General features: G+C 63.3%; 13 protein-coding genes and 4 tRNA genes. 14 read left to right on the top strand and 3 right to left on the bottom strand.

Translation table 11 applies throughout. The features are described 5' to 3' along the window. Nucleotides 1-8 precede the first annotated feature (8 nt). A complete protein-coding gene (gene dcuC, locus HMPREF2537_RS05025) occupies nt 9-1,418 on the bottom strand; it encodes a C4-dicarboxylate transporter DcuC (protein WP_070526041.1) in 1,410 nt (469 codons plus the stop codon). Nucleotides 1,419-1,507: 89 nt separating this feature from the next. Between dcuC and HMPREF2537_RS05020 the strand changes: the two genes are divergently transcribed. Genes HMPREF2537_RS05020 through HMPREF2537_RS04990 form a run of 7 tightly spaced genes read left to right on the top strand, consistent with a single transcriptional unit; the run spans nt 1,508 to nt 9,577 of the window. Next, nucleotides 1,508-2,527, top strand: coding sequence for an o-succinylbenzoate synthase (locus tag HMPREF2537_RS05020; RefSeq protein WP_185963243.1), 1,020 nt, complete (start codon nt 1,508-1,510; stop codon nt 2,525-2,527). A gap of 48 nt (nt 2,528-2,575) precedes the next feature. Further along, on the top strand, nt 2,576-4,927 hold the full coding sequence (locus HMPREF2537_RS05015; RefSeq protein WP_070526033.1) for an ATP-binding cassette domain-containing protein: 2,352 nt from the start codon (nt 2,576-2,578) through the stop codon (nt 4,925-4,927). 10 nt (nt 4,928-4,937) lie between these two features. After that, entirely contained in the window at nt 4,938-5,540 is a 603-nt protein-coding gene (locus HMPREF2537_RS05010; RefSeq protein ID WP_070447990.1) for a hypothetical protein, read from the top strand. Beyond that, on the top strand, nt 5,533-7,224 hold the full coding sequence (menD, locus tag HMPREF2537_RS05005; RefSeq protein WP_070526031.1) for a 2-succinyl-5-enolpyruvyl-6-hydroxy-3-cyclohexene-1-carboxylic-acid synthase: 1,692 nt from the start codon (nt 5,533-5,535) through the stop codon (nt 7,222-7,224). The genes HMPREF2537_RS05010 and menD overlap by 8 nt, the downstream gene beginning before the upstream one ends. Further along, on the top strand, nt 7,225-7,668 hold the full coding sequence (locus HMPREF2537_RS05000; RefSeq protein WP_070526029.1) for a DUF3592 domain-containing protein: 444 nt from the start codon (nt 7,225-7,227) through the stop codon (nt 7,666-7,668). It abuts the gene before it with no gap. Between the two features lie 8 nt (nt 7,669-7,676). Continuing rightward, nucleotides 7,677-8,876 carry a glycosyltransferase family 4 protein gene (locus HMPREF2537_RS04995; protein WP_070526027.1) on the top strand — a complete coding sequence of 400 codons (1,200 nt, stop codon included), beginning with the start codon at nt 7,677-7,679 and terminating at the stop codon, nt 8,874-8,876. Nucleotides 8,877-8,887: 11 nt separating this feature from the next. Next, entirely contained in the window at nt 8,888-9,577 is a 690-nt protein-coding gene (locus HMPREF2537_RS04990) for a demethylmenaquinone methyltransferase (protein WP_046647771.1), read from the top strand. Between the two features lie 19 nt (nt 9,578-9,596). Here HMPREF2537_RS04990 and HMPREF2537_RS04985 read toward each other — a convergent pair whose 3' ends face one another. Next, entirely contained in the window at nt 9,597-10,835 is a 1,239-nt protein-coding gene (locus HMPREF2537_RS04985) for a geranylgeranyl reductase family protein (protein WP_070526024.1), read from the bottom strand. A gap of 93 nt (nt 10,836-10,928) precedes the next feature. Between HMPREF2537_RS04985 and HMPREF2537_RS04980 the strand changes: the two genes are divergently transcribed. Both HMPREF2537_RS04980 and HMPREF2537_RS04975 read left to right on the top strand, forming a co-directional pair. After that, a complete protein-coding gene (locus HMPREF2537_RS04980; protein ID WP_070526022.1) occupies nt 10,929-11,933 on the top strand; it encodes a polyprenyl synthetase family protein in 1,005 nt (334 codons plus the stop codon). A gap of 76 nt (nt 11,934-12,009) precedes the next feature. Continuing rightward, a tRNA-Tyr gene (locus HMPREF2537_RS04975) sits at nt 12,010-12,091 on the top strand. Nucleotides 12,092-12,182: 91 nt separating this feature from the next. Here the strand turns inward: HMPREF2537_RS04975 and HMPREF2537_RS04970 are convergent. Further along, nucleotides 12,183-13,304 (bottom strand): glutathione S-transferase C-terminal domain-containing protein, encoded by a 1,122-nt coding sequence (locus HMPREF2537_RS04970; protein ID WP_070526019.1) that lies wholly within the window; start codon nt 13,302-13,304, stop codon nt 12,183-12,185. 245 nt (nt 13,305-13,549) lie between these two features. Here HMPREF2537_RS04970 and HMPREF2537_RS04965 point away from each other — a divergent pair. The 5 genes from HMPREF2537_RS04965 (at nt 13,550) to nusG (ending at nt 15,334) form a co-directional block, all read left to right on the top strand. After that, nucleotides 13,550-13,625 (top strand) — tRNA-Thr (locus HMPREF2537_RS04965). Between the two features lie 34 nt (nt 13,626-13,659). Further along, nucleotides 13,660-13,731 (top strand) — tRNA-Met (locus HMPREF2537_RS04960). Between the two features lie 127 nt (nt 13,732-13,858). After that, nucleotides 13,859-13,934 (top strand) — tRNA-Trp (locus tag HMPREF2537_RS04955). A 25-nt stretch (nt 13,935-13,959) separates the two neighbouring features. Then, nucleotides 13,960-14,286 (top strand): preprotein translocase subunit SecE, encoded by a 327-nt coding sequence (secE, locus tag HMPREF2537_RS04950; RefSeq protein WP_070520982.1) that lies wholly within the window; start codon nt 13,960-13,962, stop codon nt 14,284-14,286. A 139-nt stretch (nt 14,287-14,425) separates the two neighbouring features. Next, nucleotides 14,426-15,334: a transcription termination/antitermination protein NusG gene (gene nusG, locus HMPREF2537_RS04945; RefSeq protein ID WP_070526017.1), complete on the top strand. Its 909-nt coding sequence runs from the start codon at nt 14,426-14,428 to the stop codon at nt 15,332-15,334. Nucleotides 15,335-15,373: the final 39 nt, after the last annotated feature.

The raw sequence follows: 15,373 nt of genomic DNA, 5'->3' as shown, positions 1-15,373 counted from the left end.
GGGGAGTGTTACCCAATAAACATGAACGCAAACAGCGTGTTGAGCACCGTCGCCACAATCATGGGCACGGAGGTGCGCTTGACCAGCTGGATGGGGTTGACCTTGATGGCACCGGCAACAATGAGCACCGCGGCGTTGACCGGGGAGACCTGGCGCATGAGGTTGGAGGTTCCCCAAATGGCGGTGAGCATCTGTGGGGCGTGGATGGAGGTCTGCGAGGCCAGGTTGGGTACTACCTCAGAGAAGGCGAAATAAGGCGCGGTGCCGGAGCCGGTGAGCGCGGCCATCGCGGCGGTGGCGGCGACGAAGATGAGAACGATGATGACGGCGGCTCCGGAGGAGCCTTCGGCGGCGTCGATAAGCATGTCGATGACACCCATCTGCGTGATGCCCTCCACGAGGACGGCGGCGGCGACCAACAGGGCCACGACGCCCGCAGCACCTTCGCCCATGCCCTTGAAGAAGCTGGAGATTGAATCCACCGCACCCGTGACGGTGCGCTTGCGGATGGACTCGATGATCATCGCGATGAACAGGGAGACCACAGTCACTGGGAGGATGCCGCCCTCAAAGGGGATAACGCCCATGCGGTTGAGGATGGCGGAGATGATGATGAGCAGCAGCGGCATGAGCGGGAGCACGGCGTAGTAACCCGGCAGGGAGGCGGCGCGGGCGATAGCTTCTTCAGTGGCTTTGTCATTCATCGAGTCAGCGGTGACTTCACCGGAGGCCAAAGCCTTGCGGGCATCCGCCTTATCGCAGCGGTGCTGCCACCACATGTGGACGAAGGCCGTGATGAGCAGCGTGGGAACCGTGGCGTAGGCAACGGCGCCGTAGACGAATTCCGTCGGAGTCATGTTGGTGAGGTCGGCGCCCTGAATGAGGCCTGCCTCCAGCGGGGTGGGAACGATGGTGGAGGAGGTCACCACGATGGCGCCCACGGTTAGGGGTGTCAGGCCCGCAGCGATGAGGGCCGGTAGAAGCGTGGCCACGAGCAGTAGGGACAGTGCCGCGGCAGATGGAATCACCAAGGACAGGAGCGTACCCAAAATGAAGCCCACCGGAACCAGCCAGTAGGAACCTTTGAAGCGCTTGAGCGGTGAGGAGAGCACCACGACCGTCTTGGCGTCGGCGCCGATGTGCCGCATGTAGGACACGAAGCCGAAGAGCACCATGATTGCCATGCCGATACCGGAGAAGCGTGCCTTGAACAGTGCGTCCACAACCAACAGCTGGTCGTAGAAGGCATTGCCGGTGGCTTCGATTTCGGTGGTGCGGAAGTCGGCGCGCCCGGTGAGCGCGGCGAGCATGAGCAGGACTACGCCAACGGCAAAAATGGAGGCCGCGGCGTGGACTTTCTTATAGATGAGGTAGACAACTGCGGCGATGGCCAGTAGCGCGATGAGAAGGTAGAGCATGTAAAGATCCTTCTTCTGGTTATATCCACTTACTGTTTAAAGGTAACACCGGCTATGACAGGTGTCGCGCTCAACCCCCCACACGTACGATGAACGTCATGCACATTGATGACGTCCTTGACCGCGCCCACGTGGTCTCCCTTCCACTCGCCGTGAAGTTCCGTGGCATTACGACCCGGGAAGCATTGCTTATCGATGGCCCCGCGGGCTGGGGTGAGTTCGCCCCCTTCCTGGAGTACGGGGCGGAGGAATCCGCCCGCTGGCTCGCCGCCGGGCTGGAAGCGGCCTACGAAGGCTTTCCGGAACCCGTGCGCGAGTGGGTAGAAGTCAACGGCACCGTCCCTGCGGTTCCTGCCGAGCAGGTGCCGGAGGTCATGGAGCGCTATCCCGGCTGCCGCACCTTCAAAATCAAGGTGGCGGAGAAGGGGCAGACCCTAGAGGACGATATCGCGCGCGTTCACGCTGTCCGCGCCTACATCGAGGCACAGGGTCGCGTGCCGGTTTTGCGCGTCGACGCCAACTGCGGCTGGAGCGTTGAGGAAGCCGTCACCGCGGCCAAGGAGCTCATGCCGCTGGATTACATGGAGCAGCCGTGCAAGACCGTTGAGGAACTCAAGGAGGTGCGCACCCAGCTCATGCGCGCCGGGATTTTCGTGCGGGTGGCGGCGGATGAATCTATCCGCAAGGCCAGCGACCCTTATCGGGTGGCGGAATTGCAAGCGGCTGATGTCGCCGTGGTTAAGCCCGCGCCGCTGGGCGGGGTGCGCAAAGTACTCGAGGTAGCCTCCCACCTGCGCGAGCGCCACATGGACATCACGGTGGCCTCTGCCCTGGATACCTCGGTGGGAATCTCCATGGGACTTGCCGCAGTGGCCGCCTTGCCGCAAATCTATGACGACGAAGACATCGACGTCACCCCGGCCGCTGCGGGCCTGGCCACCGGGTCGCTGTTCCTGGAGGATGTGACAGCACCACGCGAGCTTGTCGACGGTCACCTGCGCGCCGAAGCCCTCACCCCCGACCCGGATCGCCTGAGCACACTCGCCGCGCCGGGCGAGCGCCGCGAGTGGTGGTTCGAGCGCGTGCGCGAGTGCTGGCCGCACCTTTAAAAACACAGCTCACGGTACATGTCCGGAGGGCAGCGTAGGCTGGCGGGCATGACCATTTCCGTGAAAGACGCGCACCTGCACAACCTTCGCAACGTGGACGTGGATTTGCCGCGCGGCCAGCTCGTGGCCGTAACCGGGGTGTCCGGCTCCGGAAAGTCCTCGCTGGCTTTCGGCACCATCCACGGTGAAGGTCAGCGCCGCTATTTGGAATCCGTCGCGCCTTTCGCCCGCCGGCTCATTGCCTCGGCGGTGGACCCGCAGGTAGGCCGCATCGAAGGCCTGCCGCCGACGGTGGCGCTGCAGCAGTCGGCGTCGGCAAGCAGCGCGCGCTCCACGGTGGGGACCATCTCCGCCATGTCTAACTCCGTGCGCTTGCTGTACTCGCGCTGCGGTGACAATCCGGAGGGCTTGTACTCCGATTCCTTTTCCCCAAATACCCCGGAGGGCATGTGCCCGGAGTGCCAGGGCACCGGCGTGGTCCACGAACCCACGGAGGCCTCCATGGTGCCGGATCCCTCCTTAAGCATCGAGGAAGGCGCGATTGCTGCGTGGCCAGGGGCCTGGGCGGGCAAGAATTTCCACGACATCCTGCAAGAACTGGGCTATGACCTGGATTCGCCGTGGGAGCAGCTTTCTAAAAAAGACCGCGAGTGGATCCTCTTCACCGAGGAACGCCCGGTGGTGACCGTCAAGCCGCGCCGCGGAGCGGATCAGATTCAGCGCAATTACGAGGGCACGTGGCGTTCCGTGGCCAGCTACCTGACCAAGACCTATGCGGAGACGAAGTCGGACACACTCCGCGCCCGCGTCTTGAGCTTCATGGAAACCCGCCAGTGCGATACCTGTCAGGGGCGCCGGCTGACGGCGAAGGCCCTCAAGGTTACTTACGCCGGGCTGCCTATCGACGAATTCAATGCCCTCCCGCTGAGCGAAGTCTTCGAGCTCCTCAAAGCCCAGAAACCGCAACCGAATGACGCGGAAGACCTGCTCCTCAAGGCCCTCCTTCCGGCTTTCGAATCGGCCTTAGAACTCGGACTTGGGCACCTCAGCCTGGATAGGCCGACGGAAACGCTCTCAGGAGGTGAGGTGCAGCGCCTGCGCCTGGCTGCGCAGCTGCGCTCCGGGCTCTATGGCGTGACCTATGTTCTGGATGAGCCCTCTGCGGGCCTGCACCCGGTGGAACGAGGTGCGGTGCTGGATATGTGCCGTCGCTTCATTGCGGAGGGGAACTCGGTGCTGCTGGTGGAGCACGACATGGAACTGGTCAAGCAGGCCGATTGGATCGTGGATGTCGGCCCGCTCGCCGGTGAGCGCGGCGGCCAGGTGGTGTACTCGGGTCCCGTCGCCGATTACATAGAGGCGGCGGACTCTGCAGATACTCCCACCGCGCGTGCCTTGGCGCGCCCGCGCCCCACGCCCAAGGTCGAAGCGCGATCGGCGCACGGTGATATCGCGCTGCGCCGGGTGCACTCGCACACCATCGATGGCCTCAACGTGGACTTCGGACTCGGCCAGTTTACGGCCATTACTGGGCTTTCGGGTTCCGGCAAATCCACGTTGCTGGCCGCACTCCATGACATGCTCACGGGGCCGGACTGTCCGAAGCAGGTCAAGCGCGTGGTCTCCATTACCCAAAAGCCAATCGGCCGAACCCCGCGCTCCACGGTGGCGACGTACACCAACCTCTTCGACAACGTGCGCAAGCTCTTCGCGGCCACCCCGGAGGCCAAGAAGAAGAAATGGACGGTCTCGCGCTTTTCCTACAACGTTAAGCAAGGCCAGTGCCCCACCTGCGGTGGCGCCGGCCAGATCGAGGTCGAGCTGGTCTTCCTTCCAGGCTCCTATACCCAGTGCCCGGATTGCCAGGGACAGCGCTATAACGATGACACCTTGTCCATCCGCTGGAAGGACAGGACCATCGCGGACATCCTCGACCTTACGGTGGAAGAGGCCCTGGAGGTCTTTGCAGATGAAGCGCCGATCCTCCACGCGCTGCAAACCTTGGAAGCGGTGGGGCTAGGTTACCTGCGCTTGGGCCAGGGCGCTCCGGAGCTTTCCGGCGGTGAAGCGCAGCGCATCAAGCTTGCCACGGAGCTGCAGCGCTCCCGAAACTCGCGCCGGGGCCATACCGTCTACCTGCTGGATGAGCCCACCGTCGGGTTGCACCCGGCCGATATCGACCTGCTCATCGCTGAGCTGCACTCGCTGGTGGAGGCCTCCCATACTGTCGTGGTGGCAGATCATGACCGTCACCTCATTGCCGGCGCTGACCGGGTTATTGAGATGGGCCCGGGGTCTGGTTCGGATGGCGGAAAGATTGTGGCGGATGGCACGCCGGGTCAGGTTTCCACGGGACTAACGCCCACCGGGCGGGTGCTAAGTGGCGCGGGTGCACGATAAGGTAAATCCCATGACCAACAACAACGGCGACAACGAGACGCGGCAGTTCGGCCGCGTCACCGGTGAGAACGAAACCCGCCAGTTCGGCGCGCCCCAACAGCAGCCGCCACAGCGTCCCCAACAACACTTCCCGGAGCCCGGATCCCAAAACACGCAGGCCTATGGTCAGCCCTATCAGCAGGGCTATGACCAGAACTATCAGCAGCCGCAATATGACCCGGTCCCGTCCAGCTACCAGGTGGAGCAGCCGAAGAAGGGCGGGGGAGCCCTGTCCTATGTCTTCGCGGCCATCGCTGCTATCGCCGTCGTTTTCGCCGGCGTGCTGTTCTTCCTGTGGCGCGGTGCGGCAGCGGATGCTGACAAACCCGCCCCGGAGCCGGTTACCGAGACCGTGACCACCGAGGTTCCCACCACGGTGACCACCACCAAGAGCTCGCCGCGGGATAACCTCCCCACCGATATTCCGACGGAGCTGCCGACGGAGCTGCCGCCGGACGTCCAGGACCGTGTGGACCAGGGTGGAGCCGAATTGGAAGGGTTGATCAATGACCTCTTCGAGCAATTCGATTCGGGCATGGAAGAGCTCGATACGGGTGGTGCAGGCAATGCCTAATACTGAATCTCACACCGAGCCCACTGCCTCCGCGCAGCCGGAGTCGATGCAGCTGGCCGAAGCACTGGCGGCCCAGCTTTCGCGGCACCTCACCGACGTGGTTATCTGCCCGGGTTCGCGCAACGCACCGCTGTCTTTGGCGCTTCTCGCGCGCAGCGATATTCGCGTGCATACCCGCCTGGATGAGCGCTCCGCCGCCTTCGCTGCTTTAGGTTTGGCACGCGTCCAACGCCGGCACGTCGGCATCGTGATGACCTCCGGCACCGCGGTGGCTAATGCCCTGCCCGCGATGGTGGAGGCGCATTACTCGCATACCCCGCTGGCCGTCATCAGCGCGGACCGGCCGGCCCGCTTGGTGGGCACGGGGGCCTCCCAGACTATTGAGCAGCCCGGCATCTTCGGCGTGTATGCGGAGACCACCCAGGTGGAGAGCACGAGTGATATCCCGCTTATCGCGGAGCGCTTTTTGAATGACCGCCAGGTGCACATCAACGTGGCTCTCGATGCCCCGCTGGTAGGCGAAGAGCTGCCCGGTAGCCCGACGGATTACACGCAGCACCGCGCTCGTACCCCGCGGTGGGCGAATCACGGAGAGGTGGCCGTCGATCTCAGCCGCAACACGCTCGTCATCGCCGGCGATGAGGCCTGGGAAGTCGAAGGCCTGGAGGATGTCCCCACCATCGCCGAGCCCACGGCACCTGCGCCCTATCACCCGGTGCACCCGGCCGCAGCACACCTCTTCCGCCGCGCCCAAGTCTCCGCCAACGACTACGTGGTCAACACCAAGGTGGAGCAGGTCATCGTCGTGGGCCATCCCACCCTGCACCGCGGTGTCCTGGCACTGCTGAGTGATCCCGATATCGACCTCATCTGTCTGTCGCGCACGGAAGATTTCACCAACCCCCGTGGCGAGTCCGCGCAGCTGGGTACCACCGCCAAAACCAGCGGCGAGCCCACGCGAGAGTGGATGAAGATCTGCGAAGGCGCGGCCCAGATGGCGGCCGACGGTGTTCGTGAGGTTCTGGCGGAGACCACCGGTGAGGATGCCACCAAGCCCGAGATCGGCTTTACCGGCCTCCACGTCGCCGCCGCGGTGGGGGACACCCTCGCCGTCGGAGATACCCTCGTCCTGGGCGCCTCCAACGCGGTGCGGGATGCGTCCTTCATCGGCCTGCCCTTCGACGGTGTGGAGACCTACTCGCCGCGCGGGGCCGCCGGCATCGACGGCACCATCGCGCAGGCTATCGGCATCGCGCTGGCCACCCAGTCCCGCGAGGCCGACGCGCCCCGCGCACCGCGCACCGTGGCGCTCATGGGGGATGTCACCTTCCTCCACGACGCCACTTCGCTCATCCTCCCCGAGGATAACCCGCGCCCGGAGAACCTCACCATCGTCGTCTCAAATGACGACGGCGGCGGCATCTTCGAGGTGCTCGAACAGGGCCGCGAGCCCCTGCGCGACTCCTTCGAGAAGGCGTTTGGAACGCCGCATGGGGTGGGCGTCGCCAAGCTGGCAGAAGCCTGCGGCGCTGAGCACCGAGAGGTGAGCTCGGCGCAGGAGCTGCTTGATGTTCTCGCAGAGCTCAAGGAATACTCCACCGGCATCACTGTCGTGGAGGCGCATACCACGAGGTCCTCGCGCCGCGCGCTGCAGGAAGCACTGAACGCCAAGGTGGGTCAGTAAATGGTGCGGCGCCGGGTGCGCCAGCTGCTCCTGGTGCTGTATGTCGCAGCACTGGTGGGCATAGCGGGAATGGTCATCGGTCCTCTTCTCAATGACCGCACCATCGGCGCCAACCCCGGGCGCGCCCTGGCCACGGTGACGGATGTCGGCACCTTGCGTACCTTCGTGGATTTCCAGGACTCCGAGGGGATCTATCACACCCCGCCCACCGGCCTGCTCTATCCCACCGGGCTGGGGGAAGGACAGCAGGTCTGGGTGCTCTATGCCAAGAACAACCCGGACCTGGTCAAGGTAGAAGGCCGAGAATGGACGCTATCGATCATCCCGGCGCTGTCCTCTGCGGCCGTGGCTACCCTAATCGCCGGTGCGTTGTGGTGGGGAAGCGGGAAAATTAACCGGAATTTAGCGCGTGCTTTACCAGCAGAGCACCCGGGAAAGGAATGATGAGGCACATGCGTGTAGCCATCGTCGCGGAATCCTTCTTGCCTAATGTCAACGGAGTGACCAACTCCGTGCTGCGTGTCCTCGAACACCTCCACGAGCACGGCCACGAGGCCATCGTCATCGCCCCCGGTGCCCGGGATGGGCAGGAGGAGATCCCCGATTACCTCGGCTTCACCATCGTGCGCGTGCCCACCGTGCGGGTGCCGCTGGTGGATTCGCTTCCGGTCGGAGTGCCCACCTCCGCTGTGGACGAGGCGCTGCGCGAGTTTAAGCCGGACATCATCCACCTGGCCAGCCCCTTCGTCCTGGGAGCTGCGGGAGCATTCTCTGCACGTCAGCTGCGCATTCCGGCAGTGGCGCTGTACCAGACGGACGTTGCGGGCTTTGCCACCAAGTACCACGCTTCCGCGCTGGCCTATGGGGTGTGGGAGTGGCTGCGCACCATCCATAACGCTTGCCAGATGACTCTCGCGCCGTCCTCGCTCACCATCTCCGATTTGGAGAAACACCACATCAAGAACGTGCGCCACTGGGGCCGCGGCGTGGACTCGGAGCGCTTCCACCCCTCGAAGCGCTCGGCGGCGCTGCGCCGCGAGTGGGAGCCCACGGGGAAGAAGAAGATCGTCGGCTTCGTCGGCCGCCTGGCCGCAGAGAAGGGAGTGCACCGCCTGTCCGCGCTTAACGGTCGCGAGGACATTCAGCTCGTCATCGTCGGTGATGGCCCCGAGCGCCCGCTGCTGGAGGCACAGCTGCCGGATGCTGTCTTTACCGGGGCATTGGGAGGCGAGGAGCTGGCCGCGGCCTATGCCTCCCTGGACATCTTCGTCCACGCCGGCGAGTTCGAGACCTTCTGCCAGGCCATCCAGGAAGCACAGGCCTCGGGCGTGCCCACCATTGGCCCGCGCGCGGGCGGCCCGGTGGATCTCATTGAGGAAGGTTACAACGGGCTGCTTCTCGACGTCCCCACGTTCGTCGAGGACCTCCCCAACGCAGTGGACGCTCTGCTCAACCCGGAGATCCACGAGGAGTTGCGGGAGAACGCCCGGAAGTCGATTGCCTCCAAGACTTGGCCGGCTCTCTGCGAGCAGCTGCTGGGTTACTACGAGGAAGTTCTGGAGGGTGTTCGCGAGGTGCCGCTGACCATTCTGGGCCAGCGCCCGGAGCTGCCGCGCTGGGCCGCTCGCGCTCTGGGAGCGCGGGTCGCCTAAACTAGGCGCTTGTGTCTAAGGCAGATCTGGAGAAAAAGCCCTTCGATGTCGCGCGCATGTTTGACGCGGTGGGCAAGAAGTACGACATCACCAACACGGTGCTGTCCTTTGGTCAGGACGCGCGCTGGCGCCGTCTGACGCGTGAGCGGCTCAACCTGAAGCCGGGGGAGAAGGTCCTCGACCTGGCTGCCGGAACGGCTGTTTCCACGGAGGAGCTGTCCAAGTCCGGCGCGTGGTGCGTGGCCTGTGATTTTTCACTCGGCATGCTCGCGGCTGGCGCGGAGCGCGATGTTCCCAAGGTAGCCGGCGATGGAATGCGCCTGCCTTTTGCGGATAACACCTTCGATGCGGTGACCATCTCCTATGGTTTGCGCAATATCCACGACTTCGAGCTGGGCCTGCGGGAGATGGCGCGCGTGACCAAGCCCGGCGGGCGTCTGGCGGTGGCGGAGTTTTCTAAGCCGGTCATCCCGGTCTTTGGCACCGTCTACAAGGAGTACCTGACCCGCCTGCTGCCGCCGATTGCCAAGGTGGTCTCCTCCAACCCGGAGGCCTATATCTACCTCGCAGAATCCATCCGCGCGTGGCCGGAGCAGCACGAGCTAGCCGCTGCCATCAACCGCAACGGCTGGGAGCAAGCAGGCTGGCGCAACCTGACCTTCGGGATCGTGGCGCTGCACTCCGCGGTGAAGCCTGCCTAGGGGCCTAAGCCCAATGGGCTTAGGCCCAGAGCGGGGTATCGCGCCGCAGCGCGGAGACCGTCCCGCCGGCCAGCCGCCAGGCGCGGGCGAGGAGGTCCTTGTCTTCTTCCGTAATGAGGTTGCCCATGAGGCGTGCAGCGGCCGGCATGAGCATGCGGCCGATGGGTCCGCGCATGGCCACAGGTCCGGCCAGCGGCAGGAATTGCGGGTAAGTCAGCAGGCGTGCCGCGGTGCGGGCGAGCAGGAAGGCCTCGCCATATTCGGCGCGCAAACGGTCTGGCCACGCCAAGGTCAGGTCCTTGGTGCCGAGCATCTCCACGGCGAGTGCTGCCGTTTCCAGGCCATAGTCGATGCCCTCGCCGTTGAGCGGGTTAACGCAGGCCGCCGCGTCACCGATGAGCATCCAATTGGCGCCGGCAACTCCAGACATCGCACCGCCCATCGGCAGCATCGCCGAGGTAACGTTGCGCAGCTCGCCCAAGCCCCACTCCGAACGCTGCTGTTCAGCGTAGAAATCCAGCGCCTTCTTCGTGTTGAGGCGGGCCGGGCGGGCGGCCGTAGAGAGCGCGCCCAAGCCGATGTTGACGCCGTTTCCCAACGGGAAGATCCAGCCATAGCCCGGCTGCACTACACCCTCGGGATCCTTGAGCTCGACGTGGGAGTGCATCCACTCCTCGCCGTCGTGGGGCGAATCGGCGTAGGCGCGCGCGGCGATGCCATAGACCTCCTCGCGGTGCCAGGTGCGGCCCAGCTGCTTACCAAACGTCGAACGCACGCCGTCGGCCACGATGATCCATCGCGCGCGCACGCGGCGCTTGCCGACGGAGAACTCCACCAGCCGGTTGCCGTCGAGCTGCGGGGCCGTTGCCGTGCCGGTGAGAAGCTGCGCGCCGGCTGCCTGCGCGGCCCCAACCAACAGTGCATCGAATTCATAGCGCGGCAGCGCCGTGCCTTCGTGCGAGGGGTAGGTCTCAGGCCACGGGGCGGTTACGGTGCCGCCGAAGCCGTGCAGCTTGAGCCCGCGGTTGCGGTAGGAAGCATTGACCTCGATGCCGAGGAGCTCCAACTGGTGCATGGCGCGCGGGGTCAGCCCATCGCCGCAGGTCTTGTCGCGGGGGAAGGGGGAGGCGTCGACAAGCAGCGTCTCATGGCCGGCGCGTGCGGCGTGGATAGCGGCGGCAGCGCCGGCGGGTCCGGCACCTACGATGGCGACGTCAACAAGGGTGGAATCGATCTGCTCCGACATGGGGACTATCATTGCACGGGATAGTGGCCACAAGTGTGTTGAGGGCCGTGCCATGGGCTACGGTAAGTAAACACTAGGATTTTTGAGCTTAAAGGAACACGTTTAATGTCACACGGCCAAACTCACGCCAAGCACGTGGACTTGGGGGATGCGCAGCTCACCGAGCGTATCAACGCCGGGATGGCTGCTGTAGAGGACCTGCTGAATACGGAGCTCGACCGCGGGCAGGACTTCATCAAGGACAAGGTGCGCCACCTCTCCCTGGCTGGTGGCAAGCGTTTCCGTCCAATGATGGCGTTGTTGGCCTCCGAGTTCGGTGAACGCTCACAGTCCCCCGAGGTAGTGAAAGCAGCGACCGCGGTGGAAATGGTCCACGTGGCCACGCTCTATCACGACGATGTCATGGATGAGGCGGAGCGCCGCCGCGGTGTGGATTCCGCGAACTTCCGGTGGACCAACTCGGTGGCCATTCTGGCGGGCGATGCACTGCTCGCGCACGCCTCGCGGCTGATGAGCCAGCTGGACACCCACACGGTGGCGCATTTCGCGGAGACCTTCGAGGAGCTCGTCACCGGACAGATGCGGGAAACCATCGGTGCTGGCGAAGCCAATGCTGTGGAGCATTACACGGCGGTGATCCGGGAAAAAACCGCGGTGCTCATTGCCTCCGCCGGCTACCTGGGTGCCTACCACGCGGGTGCGGGCCCGGAGCAGTGTGAGGCCCTGCGCCAAATCGGTGCGGCCGTGGGCATGATCTTCCAGATCGTCGATGATGTCATCGACATCTTCTCTGATTCCGAAGAATCCGGGAAGACCCCGGGCACGGACCTGCGCGAGGGCGTGTTCACCCTGCCGGTGCTTTATGCCCTGGAGGAGGAAGGCGAGGTCGGCGATGAGCTACGTGCGCTGCTGACGGGCCCGCTTGAAGACGACGCCTCCGTACAGCGCGCCATCGAGCTGCTGTGGCAGTCGGGCGGCCGCGATAAGGCGCTGGCCGACGTTAATGCGTACCTCCGCGTCGTGGAAGACCAGCTCTCGCTGCTGCCGGAATGCACGGCTAGTGAAGCGCTGCGCCAGCTGGCGGACTACACGGTTCAGCGCGTGGGCTAATAGGTGCTCCTGCCAGGCGATTTGCATGTTGGGCAGGAGTTCGTAGTAAAGTACATAACCGCACTCAAGAGTGCTTGCCAGGTTGCCCGAGCGGCCAAAGGGAGCGGACTGTAAATCCGCCGGCATTGCCTTCAGAAGTTCGAATCTTCTACCTGGCACAAAATAAATCCCGCAGACACAGAAAATGGGTCTGCGGGATTTTTTGATCACCGGGCGGCCCAGCTCTGCGTAGGGCGGGGTTAAGCGCGGCTAATCTAGGCGGAACAGCTCTCGCTGGAAGGCCGTAGCATTTTTCAGCCGCTCAGCCTCGGGCAACGGCCCCGGCAGGGTGGTGCCTTCAGCGAAGGGAGCACCCGGCAAGTGATCGCGGCCATGGGGCTGTGCCAAGCCACTAAGGTCGGGACCAGCCGGTACCACTTGGGTGGGATTAATCTCGCGGTGGACGATGTAGTAGTGCTGCTTGATCTCGGTGAAGTCGGTGGTATCGCCGAAGCCGGGGAGCTGGAATAGCTCGCGCACGTAGCCATAAACGTTGGGCATCTCGCTGATTTTGTTCCGGTTGCTCTTGAAATGGCCGTGGTAGACAGCGTCAAAGCGGATCAAGGTGGTGTATGCCCGGATATCGGTTTCCGTGATGTGCTCGCCCATGATGAAGCGGCGGTGGGCTAGCCGCTCCTCCAGCCAGTCGAAGGCCTCGAAGACATCCGTATAGGCCTCTTCATACGCCTCCTGGGATGCGGAGAATCCAGCGCGGTACACGCCGTTGTTGAGCTTCCTGAAGATGAAGTCGTTGATTTCCTCCATCTCCTCCTGCTGCTCGGATGGCGGCAGCAGGTTGGGTGCGCCTTCTCGCTGGAACTCGGTCCACTCTGTCTGAAAGTCCCGCACCATGGAGTTGAAGTCGTTGGTCACGACCTTGCCGCTGGATTCTTCCACAATGGCTGGCACCGTGATGCCCCGCGGGTACTCAGGGAAGCGCGCGAAAAACGCATCCTGCAGGCGGGGGATGCGCAGGACGGGATCGAGTCCGTCGGGGTCGAGATCGAAAGTCCAGGAGCGTTTGTCATGGGTCGGGCCTGCCAAGCCTAAGGAGATGACATCCTCCAGTCCCAACAAACGCCGAACGATGACCGCGCGGTGCGCCCACGGGCAAGCGCGCGCGGCGATGAGACGGTAGCGGTGGGGTTGCACCGGCCAGTGCAGGGCTTCTCCACCCTCGTTATTGGCGGGCTGTGGCTCATCGCTGGTGATGGAGGCGAGAATGCGATCGCCGATGTAGTTGGTATCCCGCTTGAATTCGCCCTCCGTCGAGGCATTCTGGGCGTCCCCGGCCCAGTCCTTCGATGGTTCTTTGTGGATGTCAGTAGTCATTTTTCCTCCCTGTAGCCGGCAAAGTATTTGATACGTCAACAATAGCTGGATTTGGCATACAGGTGGCAAGAGGTGGATTGCCGCGAGTGTGACGAAGGGGTTGTTAGGGATGGATTTACGTGTTTAAAAGGCCCCTAAAAACCAATGGTGTACTGGCGATTTGTGTTGTTTAAGCGTTTCGGGTTAATCTTTTCAAGGCTTCAACGAGAGCACAGCGGAGAAAATCCGTGACTCTAAGAGGCTGTGCCCCCTTAGCTCAGTCGGCAGAGCGTTTCCATGGTAAGGAAAAGGTCGACAGTTCGATTCTGTCAGGGGGCTCCATTCATGTTTCTGGAAGCTTTCAGAAAGTGAATATGGCGGTGTAGCTCAGTGGTAGAGCAAGCGACTCATAATCGCTGTGTCGCGAGTTCAATTCTCGCCATCGCTACCGGGAAAGAAAAGCGTCCGCGCACGGGCGCTTTTTCACTACCGACTCCCAGCCTTATACGGCACGTGGTTTCCATGGGGAATCACCGTTCTGGTAGGGTTGTGCGTTGTCCCAAAAGGGCACGCAGAGGGGCGTGGCGCAATTGGTAGCGCAACGGTCTCCAAAACCGTAGGTTGCAGGTTCGAGTCCTGTCGCCCCTGCCACATCACTTCCAAGGAGGGAATCGCCGTGAGCGATGAAAAGCAGCCGAGCACCGGGGCTCCGCGCCCAACCGGCAAGCGTCAGCTCTCTGGCGCAGCGACCACCTCTACTGATTCCTACACCGACAAGCGCGTCGTGCGCGTCGAGGATAAGAAGGAAGATTCTTTCGGCGGATCCGTCGGCTCCTTCCCGGGTGAAGTCGTCTCTGAGATGAAGAAGGTCGTGTGGCCTACCGGCAAGGAAATGCTTCAGTACGTTCTGGTGACCTTCGCCTTCCTTATCGTCCTCACCGCTCTGGTGTGGGGCGTGGACACGCTGACCGGCCTTGGAGTTGAAGCAATCCTCGCGCCTTAGTAAACTAATCTCATACTTTCATCCCGCCGCCTTCCCGCTAGCTCGACTAGGGGAAACGGCGGGATACTTTTTGCCCTAGTCCCGCCGAGTACCCTGGTGGGGGACTAGAAGAATGAACACCAATTTGGAGTAGCAGACAATGAGCGAAGAAAACACTGGCACCTCCCTCGAGCAGGCCATGATCGATAACGTCCAGGAACAGGCCGCCGAGGCGGTCGAGGCTACTGAGGAAGCCCAGCAGCCGCAGGAGGAACTGTCCGCCGAGGAGAAGGAAGCCGCTGAGAAGGAAGCTGCTACCAAGGCCGCTGAGGCCGCTCTCGGTGGCGTCTCGGATGAGGCTGAAGGCGAGGGTGCGGGGGAGACGTCGGCAAGCGCTGAGGCAGACGCCGCCGCTGCCGCAGACGCCGAGTACAAGTCCCGCCTGCGCGCCTTTACCCGCGAGCTGAAGAAGCAGCCGGGCCAGTGGTACATCATCCAGTGCTACTCCGGTTATGAGAACAAGGTAAAGACCAACCTCGACATGCGCGCCCAGACCCTTGAGGTGGAGGATTCCATCTTTGAGGTCGTCGTGCCGGTCGAGCAGGCCATTGAAAAGAAGGACGGCAAGAAGAAGGTAGTTAAGCGCAAGCTGCTGCCGGGCTACGTGCTGGTGCGCATGGAGCTTAACGACGCCGCCTGGTCCGTCGTCCGCGATACCCCAGGCGTGACCTCCTTTGTGGGCAACGAGGGCAACGCTACCCCGGTGAAGATCCGCGACGTGGCTAAGTTCCTCATGCCGAACGATCCAACGGTCTCTCCGGAGACCTCCGCTGCCGACTCCGAGGGCGAGCAGGTTGTGGCCATGCCGGAGAAGGAGGCCGCCAAGGCCTACGCGCACGACTTCGAGGTGGGCGAGGCCGTCACCATCCTGTCCGGCCCGCTGGCTTCCGTGTCTGCCACCATCTCCGAAATCGACCCGGAGACCGGCAAGATGCAGGGCCTGGTGTCCATCTTCGGCCGCGAGACCCCGGTGGAGCTGTCCCCGACGGAGATCGAGCGCATCTCCTAAAAAGCGATTTTGAGCTGGGCGCACGGTGTTCTAAACTTG

Origin of the sequence: Corynebacterium sp. HMSC074E01 (genome assembly GCF_001808885.1) — a bacterium.
Taxonomy (GTDB): domain Bacteria; phylum Actinomycetota; class Actinomycetes; order Mycobacteriales; family Mycobacteriaceae; genus Corynebacterium.
The sequence above is the reverse complement of the archived record's forward strand: the minus strand, read 5'-3'. Positions and strand labels throughout refer to the sequence as shown.